We start from the raw sequence: 9345 nt of genomic DNA, 5'->3' as shown, positions 1-9345 counted from the left end.
GGGAGACCGCCACACCGGCGAGGCACAGCAGCCCGCCGCCGACCGTGAGCAGCGCGGGGACCTCGTCGAGCAGCAGCCACGACATGAGGACCACCAGCGCGGGCACCGCGTACGTCGTCGCGCCCATCCTGCCCGCGGTGGTGCGGGCCAGGGCGTACGCCCAGGTGGTGAAGGCCAGCGCGGTCGGGAAGACGCCGAGATAGACCATGTTCAGCGTCGCGGAGGCCGGGGCGTCGGCCGCCTCGGAGACCAGCACCCCGGTGAACGGCAGGCAGGCGACCGTACCTATCAGGCAACCGAAGGTGGTGATCTGCAGCGGTGAACCGTGGCGCAGGGCGGGCTTCTGGATGACCACACCGCCCGCGTACGAGACCGCGGCCAGCAGGCAGAGCAGCACGCCCAGCACGGACGAACTCCCGTGCCCGGACATCGAGAGGCCGACGACGACGGCGCCCGCGAACGAGACGCCCATGCCCGCCAGCAGCCGGCGTGGCAGGCCTTCTCCGAGCAGGCGGGCGCCGAGCAGGGCCATCAGGATGGGCCCCACGTTCACGATCATGGCGGCCGTACCCGCGTCGACCTGCTGCTCGCCCCAGTTCAGCACCACCATGTAGAGGCCGAACCAGAGCAGCCCGGAGCCGATGACGCCCGGCCACGCGCCCCGGGCGGGCAGTCCCTCCCGGCGCACCAGCAGGATCACCCCGAGCGTCAGCGTGCCGGCCAGCAGCCGGCCCAGGGCCAGCGCCCCGGGGGAGTAGGCCTCGCCCGCGCTGCGGATGGAGACGAAGGCGGAGGCCCACAGGAGCACCGTGGTGCAGGCGGCGGCAGGGGCGCGCCAGTCGCGGACCGGGGAGGCGGTCGCCGGGGAGGTCGGTGTCGTCGTCATGGTCACGACCGTAGAGCCGTCACGGCCCGGCACCCAACGAATTGCCGGGGACCGTCAATCGTCGCGGGTCCGGGGATCGGGGACGGTGCCGCCGGCGACGGTGCGTTCGTACTGGAGCACGAGCCCGTCCAGGAGGGCGCGCAGCCCGGTCTCGAAGGCGCCCTCGTCCACCTGCTGGCGGCGGTCGGCCAGCAGGTGGGCCTGGCCGAGGTGGGGGTAGTCGGCGGGGTCGTACGCCGTCTCGTCGTCCACGAAGCCGCGGGCGAAGGAGCCGAGCGCGGAGCCGGTGATGAAGTACCGCATCAGCGCGCCGATGTACGTCGCCTGGGCGGGCGGCCAGCCGGCGCTCACCATGGCACCGAAGACGGCGTCGGCGACCCGCAGGCCGGCCGGGCGGCGGCCGGGCCCCTGGGCCAGCACGGGGACGATGTGGGGGTGCGCGGCGAGCGCGGCCCGGTAGGAGACGGCCCAGTCGTGCAGCGCGGCGGGCCAGTCCCTCGGATCGGACGCCTCGAACATCGACAGGTCGACCTGCGCGGAGACCGCGTCGGCGACGGCGTCGAGGATCTCGTCCTTGTTCCGGAAGTGGTTGTAGAGCGAGGGCCCGCTGACTCCGAGCACCGCGGCGAGGCGGCGGGTCGAGACGGAGTCGAGTCCCTCGGTGTCCACGAGTGCGCCCGCCGCCTCGACGATGCGGTCTCTGCTGAGGAGGGGCTTGCGCGGTCGGGCCATGCGGCACATAGTAGGGCCTGCACAGATTAAACTAGCAGTGCTAATTTAAAGTGGGGTGTCGCAGGGATGAACCTGGAGCTGAGCGAGGAGCAGGAAGCCGTCCGGGAGCTTGCCGAGGACTTCGTCGCACGGGAGATCACCCCGCACGTCGTCGCGTGGGACCGGGCCGAGAGTGTCGACAAGTCGATTGTGAAGAAGCTGGGTGCCCTCGGCTTCCTCGGGCTCACGATCCCCGAGGAGTACGGCGGCTCGGGCGGGGACCACCTGGCGTACTGCCTGGTGACCGAGGAGCTCGGGCGGGGCGACTCCTCGGTGCGCGGCATCGTGTCCGTCTCGCTCGGCCTCGTCGCCAAGACCATCGCCTCCTGGGGCAGCGAGGAGCAGAAGCGGCGGTGGCTGCCGGGGCTCACCGCGGGCGAGGCCGTCGGCTGCTTCGGCCTCACCGAACCGGGCACCGGCTCCGACGCGGGGAACCTGAGCACCAGGGCCGTGCGGGACGGCGGTGACTACGTCATCAACGGCTCCAAGATGTTCATCACCAACGGCACCTGGGCCGATGTCGTCCTGCTGTTCGCCCGCACCGGCGACGCCCCCGGCCACCGGGGCGTCTCCGCGTTCCTGGTGCCGGCCGACGCCCCGGGGCTGACCCGGCGGACCGTCCACGGCAAGCTCGGCCTGCGGGGCCAGGCCACGGCCGAACTGGTGCTGGAGGACGTCCGCGTCCCCGCCTCCGCGCTCATGGGGCCCGAGGGCAAGGGCTTCTCCGTCGCCATGTCGGCCCTGGCCAAGGGGCGCATGTCCGTCGCGGCCGGCTGCGTCGGCATCGCGCAGGCCGCGCTGGACGCCGCCGTGCGGTACGCGGGGGAGCGGGAGCAGTTCGGCAAGTCCATAGCGAGCTACCAGCTCGTCCAGGAGCTGATCAGCGACATCTCCGTGGACGTGGACGCCGCGCGCATGTTGACCTGGCGTGTCGCCGACCTCGTCGACCGCGGCCGGGACTTCGCCACCGCCGCCTCCACCGCGAAGCTCTTCGCCTCCGAGGCCGCCGTCCGCGCCGCCAACAACGCCCTCCAGGTGTTCGGTGGGTACGGCTACATCGACGAGTACCCCGTGGGCAAGCTCGTCAGGGACGCCCGCGTGATGACCCTGTACGAGGGCACCAGTCAGATCCAGAAGCTGATCATCGGCCGTGCGCTGACCGGGGTCTCCGCCTTCTGAGCACGGGCGGCGGCCCGCGCCCGCCCCCGCGTCCGCCGGCGGCCTGCCCCGCCGCCGGACCGGCAGCGGCACGGCCTGCCGGTGGGAGGCTCGCACAGGTCCGGGGTGGCTGTGCGCCGGGCGGCACGGCCACCGGGGGCGCCCGCGTGATGAGTACCGGCTGAGTACGCCGACGGATGCCCGGACGAGTTGCCGCGCCCCATGCTGTGCGGCATGAGTGAGACAACATCGGTCAAGCAGCAGAACACCGCCGCCTTCTACGGCCAGGCCGTCCTCTCCTTCGGGGTGGCGGCGGGCGCGGTGGCCCTCGGCATCTTCTTCCTGGACGCCGACGCCTGGGTGCGTGCCTTCCTCGCCGTCGGCGTCCTCTACCTCGTCACATCGTGCTTCACTCTGGCCAAGGTCATCAGGGACCGTCAGGAGGCGGGGCAGATCGTCAGCCGCGTCGACCAGGCGCGGCTGGAGAAGATCCTCGCCGAGCACGACCCCTTCCAGAAGCTCTGACGACCCCGCGCTCCGGCCGCCCCGCCCGCGAGAGGGCCCTAAGCGCTTGCTCAGGTTCGCGGTATGGTGTTCGTCCTGCGAGGGAGAGGGGCACGTGAGCATGAGCACGGCGGAGGAGACCGACGGCGAGAACACGCCGTGGAGTGAGGTCACGCCCGAGGCGGCCCGGCGACTGCTGGTCGCCGCCGTGGAGGCGTTCGCCGAGCGCGGCTACCACGCGACCACCACCCGGGACATCGCCGGCCGGGCCGGAATGAGCCCGGCGGCGCTCTACATCCACTACAAGACCAAGGAAGAGCTGCTCCACCGGATCAGCAGGATCGGGCACGACCGGGCCCTGCTCCTCCTGGAGACGGCCGCCGGCGACGGCGGCACGGCCGCCGACCGGCTCGCCGGCGCCGTCCGGTCCTTCGTCCGGTGGCACGCGGAGCGGCACACCACCGCACGCGTGGTGCAGTACGAGCTCGAGGCCCTCGGCGAGGAGCACCGCGCCGAGATCGTGGCGCTGCGCAGGAAGAGCGACGCGGTGGTGCGCCGGATCATCAGCGAGGGCGTGGCGGCGGGGGAGTTCGACGTCCCCGACGTGCCCGGTACCACGCTGGCGGTGCTGTCGCTCTGCATCGACGTGGCGCGCTGGTTCAACGCGCAGGGGAGCCGTACGCCGGGCGAGGTCGGGGACCTCTACGCCGACCTCGTCCTGCGCATGGTGGGCGCCCAGAAGTAGACCGGGCCCACGCCGCCGGAAGCCCGGGGGGCCGCATCCGTCCGGTGGGCCCCCGGGCGCCCGGCGGCGCGCACCCGGGCGGGTGCGAGCCGTCCGTCGGGCCTTCGCAGCCGTAGCCGTACCCGGGCGCGGACGCGGTCAGAAGTAGTAGCGCGACACCGACTCGGCGACACAGACCGGCTTGTCGCCGCCCTCGCGCTCGACCGTCACGAGCGCGGTCACCTGGACCCCGCCGCCCGCCTCCTCGACGTCCTTGAGCACGGCCGTGGCGCGCACCCGGGAGCCGACCGGGACGGGCGCGGGGAAGCGCACCTTGTTGGTCCCGTAGTTGACGCCCATCGTCGCGCCCTCCACCCGCAGGATCTGGGGGACGAGCACGGGCAGCAGCGAGAGCGTCAGGTAGCCGTGCGCGATCGTCGTACCGAAGGGGCCGGCCGCGGCGCGTTCCGGGTCCACGTGGATCCACTGGTGGTCGCCGGTGGCCTCGGCGAACTGGTCGATCCGCTTCTGCTCGATCTCCAGCCAGTCGCTGGGGCCGAGTTGCAGGCCCACCCCGTCCCGCAGCTCCTGGGCGGAGGTGAAGATCTTCGGCTCTGCCATGTTCCTGGTTCCTGCCTTCCGGCTGTCCGCCGTCGTCGCCGAGTAGTGTCTAAGCGCTTGCTCAGCATGCTGGGGCCGTGCGCTCCTGTCAACGGCCGTCCGTGGGCCCGGATCACGGGACCCCGCGCCGTCCGGGTGCCGGTGTGCGCCGTCCGGGTCGCGGGCACGCGTCTTCCGTGTCCCGGGACGAGGCGCCCGCCGCCGGGTGCCGGCCGTCCTCGCCTCCGGGTCCGGGCGGGGCGCGAGGAGGTACCCGCGGCCCGCTGCGCGGGGGCGGGAGGGATCACTAGGGTGGGCCGAGTGCCCAAGATCCCGCAGACACTTCACGAGCTCACCGTCGGCCAGCTCGCCGCGCGCAGCGGAGCCGCCGTCTCGGCCCTGCACTTCTACGAGGCCAAGGGGCTGATCACCAGCCGCCGCACCAGTGGCAACCAGCGCCGTTACACCAGGGACGCCCTGCGCCGGGTCGCGTTCGTGCGGGCGGCCCAGCGGGTGGGCATCCCGCTGGCCACGATCCGCACGGCGCTCGCCGAGCTGCCGGAGGAACGCACACCGAACCGCGAGGACTGGGCGCGCCTCTCCCGCGTGTGGCGCTCGGAGCTGGACGAGCGGATCCAGCAGCTGGGGCGGCTGCGGGACCACCTCACGGACTGCATCGGCTGCGGCTGCCTCTCGCTGGAGACCTGCGTGCTGTCCAACCCCGACGACATCTCCGGCGACCGCATGGCCGGTTCGCGTCTGATGCCCGAGCGGCGGGAGCCGGACCGCCCCTGAGCACCGCAGGGCCCTGCGGGCCGGTCCCGGTGTCCCGGCCGCCGGGTACGCGCCAGCGGGTTCGCGCCACCGGGTACGCGGGCCGGGTACGCAAGGACGCGGCGGACGCCTGCGGCCGATGCCGGGGCGCGGGTGTGGGCCGACGGCGTACGCCGGGCGCGCATGCCGGGGGCCCGGATGTGCCCGCGCGCCGCCCCCGCCCGCGGCGGGGCCGGACGCCCGCGGCGGGTGCCCGGGCGCCGGCGCCCGGGGTGGGCCGGCGAAGCCGCGTCCCGGTCCCGGCGCTCAGGCCGCCGACGCCAGGTCCTGTGTCCGGGTCGTCCTCGCCTTCGCCAGGGCCCCCGCCGTCAGGACCGGCCGGGGGACCGCGATGCCGCACCCGGTGCAGACGGGGCCGGACGAGGGTTCGCGGCCGAGGTCGTGGCGCCAGGCGATCCCGGTGGCCGAGCAGACCGGGCAGGTGGCACGGGGCTCCGTCCCCAGCGCGGCGATCAGCCGGCGCAGCACCTCGGCGAGGGGAGCCGTCGGGTGGGTGCCCGGGTCGTCGCACAGGGCGACCCCGTTGCCGCCCCACGTTTGCCTGTGCCAGTCGTCGAACGAAGCCGGACGGCGCAGCCCGCCGTGCTTCTCCCGGCGCCGCCGCTCGGCGAACCCCGATTCGTACGCGAGCCAGACGGCCCGCGCCTCCTCCAGCTCCTCCAGGGCGCCGACCAGGCGCGCGGGGTCGGGGGCCCGGTCCTCCGGTCCGATACCGTGCCGGGCGCACAGATGGTCCCAGGTGGCCCGATGGCCATAGGGGGCGAAGCGTTCCAGGCATTTGCGCAGCGAGTACCGCCGCAGGGCGAGATCGCCCCTGGGATCGCGTACCTGTCTCGCAAGACTCCGGAAACCGGCCATGGCACCGCCACCTCCGTCGCTCGTGCTTCGGCGTCAAGGGATGGACGTACGCCTGCCCGATTCGGCTCCATCGAAAGGTGATGATGTCCACGGAGTGGGACAACTTCCGTGAAGAGGTCGCGGAGGCGGTGTGCGCGGGGGCCGGCCGCACGTGGCCACGGCGCGGCGATCCGGAAAAAGTGACTGACGTTCATCTTACCGGTGGGGTGTACCGCCGGTAACCTCCGGCGCATCGGCCTCACCGGAGGAGCACGCATGCCCCCACGCACCCGCACGCTCTCGGCCGCCGCAGTGGCGGCCGTCCTCGCCCTCGGCGCCTCCCTGCTCGCCGCCACGGCCCCCGCGGCCGGGGCGGCGCAGCCGGAGCCCGCCGCCGTCACCGACTTCTGCCAGGCCAGGTGCGCCGACATCCTGCCCCCCGGCGAGAACGGCAACGCCACCCTCGTCGAGATCCTCGGCAACAAGGCGTTCGGCACCCACCCCGCCCACAGCGACGACCAGCTCGACCGCTACAACGGCCTGGTGGCCGGGCACACCACCCTCACCGACCAGAAGCTGAACGACTTCTTCGGCGACGCCTCGTTCGGGGTCCCCGCGGACCAGGTCGAGTCCGTGACCTCGCCGCGCGAGGACGTCACCATCACCCGCGACAGGAAGAGCGGCGTCCCGCACATCAAGGGCACCACCCGGTACGGCACCGAGTTCGGCGCCGGGTTCGCGGCCGGACAGGACCGGCTCTGGCTGATGGACCTCTTCCGGCACATCGGGCGCGGCGAACTCACCCCGTTCGCCGGCGGAGCCCTCGCCAACCAGGGCCTGGAGCAGCAGTTCTGGCCCCAGGCCCCGTACACCGAGGCCGATCTCCAGGCGCAGGTCGAACGGATCAGGACCACCGAGGGGGCGCTCGGCGAGCAGGCGATGGCCGACGCCCAGGCGTACGTCGACGGCATCAACGCCTACCGCGACAAGGCGAAGAAGGGCCGGTACTTCCCCGGCGAGTACGTCCTCACGGGCAAGATCGACTCCATCACCAACGTGGGCGAGATCCAGCCGTTCAAGCTGACCGACCTCATCTCGATCGCCTCCGTCGTCGGCGGGCAGTTCGGCGGCGGAGGCGGCGGTGAGGTGCAGGCCGCGCTGTCGCTCCTCGCCGCCCAGCAGAAGTACGGGGTCCAGGAGGGCACCCGCGTGTGGGAGTCCTTCCGCCAGCGCAACGACCCCGAGGCCGTCCTCACCGTCCACGACGGCACGTCCTTCCCCTACGCGGGCAAGCCCGGCCAGGCCCGCGGCACCGCCCTCCCCGACCCGGGCACCGTCACCCCGGAACCCCTGATCCACGACCGCACCGGGGCGGCGGGCACGGACCGCAAGGACCCGGTCGACGCACCCACCCGCCTCGCACCCGCCCAGGGCATGTACGACGACGGGGTGATCCCGGAGGGATCGCTGCCCGGATCCGGGGAGGGAGCCCAGCGGCGAGGCATGTCCAACGCCCTCCTGGTCTCCGGCGCGCACACGGCGAGCGGCAACCCGGTCGCCGTCATGGGCCCGCAGACGGGCTACTTCGCCCCGCAGCTGATGATGCTCCAGGAGGTCCAGGGCCCCGGCATCAGCGCACGCGGCGTCTCCTTCGCCGGGGTCGGCATGTACGTGCAGATGGGCCGGGGGCAGGACTACGCCTGGAGCGCCACCTCGGCGGCCCAGGACATCACCGACACGTACGCCGTCGAGCTCTGCGAACCCGGTGGCTCCGCTCCTACCAAGGACTCCGCGCACTACCTCCGGGACGGCGCCTGCACGCCCATGGAGAAGCTGGAGCGCGTCAACGCCTGGAAGCCCAGCGTCGCCGACTCCACCGCCAAGGGCTCCTACCGGATGAGGGTGTGGCGCACGGACTACGGCATCGTCACCCACCGCGCCACGATCGGCGGCAAGCCCGTCGCGTACACCTCGCTGCGCACCACCTACCGGCACGAGGCCGACTCGATCATCGGCTTCCAGCTGCTCAACGACCCCGCGTACGTGACGGACGCCGCCTCCTTCCAGCAGGCGGCGAGCCACATCGACTACGCCTTCAACTGGTTCTACGCGGACTCGCGCACCACGGCCTTCTACAACAGCGGCATGAACCCGGTGCGCGCGGCCGGAGTCGATCCCGCGCTGCCCGTCAGGGCCGAGAAGGCGTACGAGTGGCGGGGCTTCGACCCGGCCGCCAACACCACCGACTACACCCCGTTCGCGGAGCACCCCCGTTCCAGCGGGCAGGACTACTACATCTCCTGGAACAACCGGCAGGCGAAGGACTACGCGTCCGCCGCCTTCGGCTTCGGATCGGTGCACCGGGGCGACCTGCTCGACGACCGGGTGGCCGCGCTCGTCGAGGACGGCGGGGTGACCCGCGCCTCCCTCACCCGCGCCATGGCGGAGGCCGCCGTGACCGATCTGCGGGGTGAGCAGCTGCTGCCGGAACTCCTGAAGGTGATCCGCTCCCGCCCGGTCACCGACCCGCAGCTGAACGCGGTGGTCCAGCAGCTGGACTCCTGGCGGGCGGCCGGCGCGCAGCGCAGGGAGACGAGTCCGGGCTCGCACACGTACACGCACGCGGACGCGGTACGGATCATGGACGCGTGGTGGCCGAGGCTCATCGAGGCGGAGTTCCGCCCCGGGCTGGGTGACGACCTCTACGCGGCGTTCACCGCGAGCCTCGCCACCGACGAGTCCCCGGCCGCCAGCCACGGGCCGAGCGGGGCGCACAGCGGCTCCGCCTTCCAGTACGGATGGTGGGGCTTCGCCGACAAGGACCTGCGCCAGGTCCTCGGCCAGTCCGTCGCCGGGCCGCTGGCGAGGACGTACTGCGGCGGCGGGGACCTGGCGACCTGCCGTGACGCGCTGCTGGCCACGCTGAAGCAGGCGGCCGCGGTGCCCGCGACGACCGTCTACCCTGGCCGCAGTTGACGGCAAGGGTGGGGTGGTATGTCGGCGATCCGTCTCCTGGTCCTGGGAGCCGTGC

The 9345-nt window shown here is 73.0% G+C and carries 8 protein-coding genes and 1 pseudogene; 5 read left to right on the top strand and 4 right to left on the bottom strand.

Annotated elements, in window-relative coordinates; genetic code table 11:
- Window positions 1–886: DMT family transporter (locus ABZ371_RS23970; protein WP_358683100.1), on the bottom strand; the 886-nt coding region annotated here is incomplete at its 3' end.
- A gap of 54 nt (window positions 887–940) precedes the next feature.
- Entirely contained in the window at window positions 941–1618 is a 678-nt protein-coding gene (locus ABZ371_RS23965) for a TetR/AcrR family transcriptional regulator (RefSeq protein WP_358683098.1), read from the bottom strand.
- 66 nt (window positions 1619–1684) lie between these two features.
- On the opposite strand from ABZ371_RS23965, the gene ABZ371_RS23960 reads away from it, so the two are divergent.
- From ABZ371_RS23960 to ABZ371_RS23950, 3 genes are all read left to right on the top strand, one after another.
- Window positions 1685–2836 carry an acyl-CoA dehydrogenase family protein gene (locus tag ABZ371_RS23960; protein ID WP_358683096.1) on the top strand — a complete coding sequence of 384 codons (1152 nt, stop codon included), beginning with the start codon at window positions 1685–1687 and terminating at the stop codon, window positions 2834–2836.
- 213 nt (window positions 2837–3049) lie between these two features.
- Window positions 3050–3340 carry a YiaA/YiaB family inner membrane protein gene (locus ABZ371_RS23955; protein WP_358683094.1) on the top strand — a complete coding sequence of 97 codons (291 nt, stop codon included), beginning with the start codon at window positions 3050–3052 and terminating at the stop codon, window positions 3338–3340.
- A 100-nt stretch (window positions 3341–3440) separates the two neighbouring features.
- Window positions 3441–4064 carry a TetR/AcrR family transcriptional regulator gene (locus tag ABZ371_RS23950; RefSeq protein WP_358683102.1) on the top strand — a complete coding sequence of 208 codons (624 nt, stop codon included), beginning with the start codon at window positions 3441–3443 and terminating at the stop codon, window positions 4062–4064.
- A 138-nt stretch (window positions 4065–4202) separates the two neighbouring features.
- Here ABZ371_RS23950 and ABZ371_RS23945 read toward each other — a convergent pair whose 3' ends face one another.
- A complete protein-coding gene (locus tag ABZ371_RS23945) occupies window positions 4203–4664 on the bottom strand; it encodes a MaoC family dehydratase (protein WP_358683092.1) in 462 nt (153 codons plus the stop codon).
- A gap of 300 nt (window positions 4665–4964) precedes the next feature.
- Between ABZ371_RS23945 and soxR the strand changes: the two genes are divergently transcribed.
- Complete coding sequence (soxR, locus tag ABZ371_RS23940; RefSeq protein WP_358683090.1) at window positions 4965–5438, top strand: redox-sensitive transcriptional activator SoxR; 474 nt, start codon at window positions 4965–4967, stop codon at window positions 5436–5438.
- Between the two features lie 285 nt (window positions 5439–5723).
- Here soxR and ABZ371_RS23935 read toward each other — a convergent pair whose 3' ends face one another.
- Window positions 5724–6335, bottom strand: coding sequence for a hypothetical protein (locus ABZ371_RS23935; RefSeq protein WP_358683088.1), 612 nt, complete (start codon window positions 6333–6335; stop codon window positions 5724–5726).
- 255 nt (window positions 6336–6590) lie between these two features.
- Between ABZ371_RS23935 and ABZ371_RS23930 the strand changes: the two are divergent.
- Window positions 6591–9281: pseudogene (locus ABZ371_RS23930) on the top strand (penicillin acylase family protein); the annotation flags it as partial.
- Window positions 9282–9345: the final 64 nt, after the last annotated feature.

The organism is Streptomyces sp. NPDC005899 (assembly GCF_040629645.1).
GTDB lineage: Bacteria > Actinomycetota > Actinomycetes > Streptomycetales > Streptomycetaceae > Streptomyces.
The sequence above is the reverse complement of the archived record's forward strand: the minus strand, read 5'-3'. Positions and strand labels throughout refer to the sequence as shown.

Bases quoted from the DNA above. Each gene is read 5' to 3' on its own strand.
- ABZ371_RS23965 (WP_358683098.1), bottom strand. From the start codon at position 1,618: ATGGCCCGACCGCGCAAGCCCCTCCTCAGCAGAGACCGCATCGTCGAG.
- ABZ371_RS23960 (WP_358683096.1), top strand. From the start codon at position 1,685: ATGAACCTGGAGCTGAGCGAGGAGCAGGAAGCCGTCCGGGAGCTTGCC.
- ABZ371_RS23955 (WP_358683094.1), top strand. From the start codon at position 3,050: ATGAGTGAGACAACATCGGTCAAGCAGCAGAACACCGCCGCCTTCTAC.
- ABZ371_RS23950 (WP_358683102.1), top strand. From the start codon at position 3,441: ATGAGCACGGCGGAGGAGACCGACGGCGAGAACACGCCGTGGAGTGAG.
- ABZ371_RS23945 (WP_358683092.1), bottom strand. From the start codon at position 4,664: ATGGCAGAGCCGAAGATCTTCACCTCCGCCCAGGAGCTGCGGGACGGG.
- ABZ371_RS23935 (WP_358683088.1), bottom strand. From the start codon at position 6,335: ATGGCCGGTTTCCGGAGTCTTGCGAGACAGGTACGCGATCCCAGGGGC.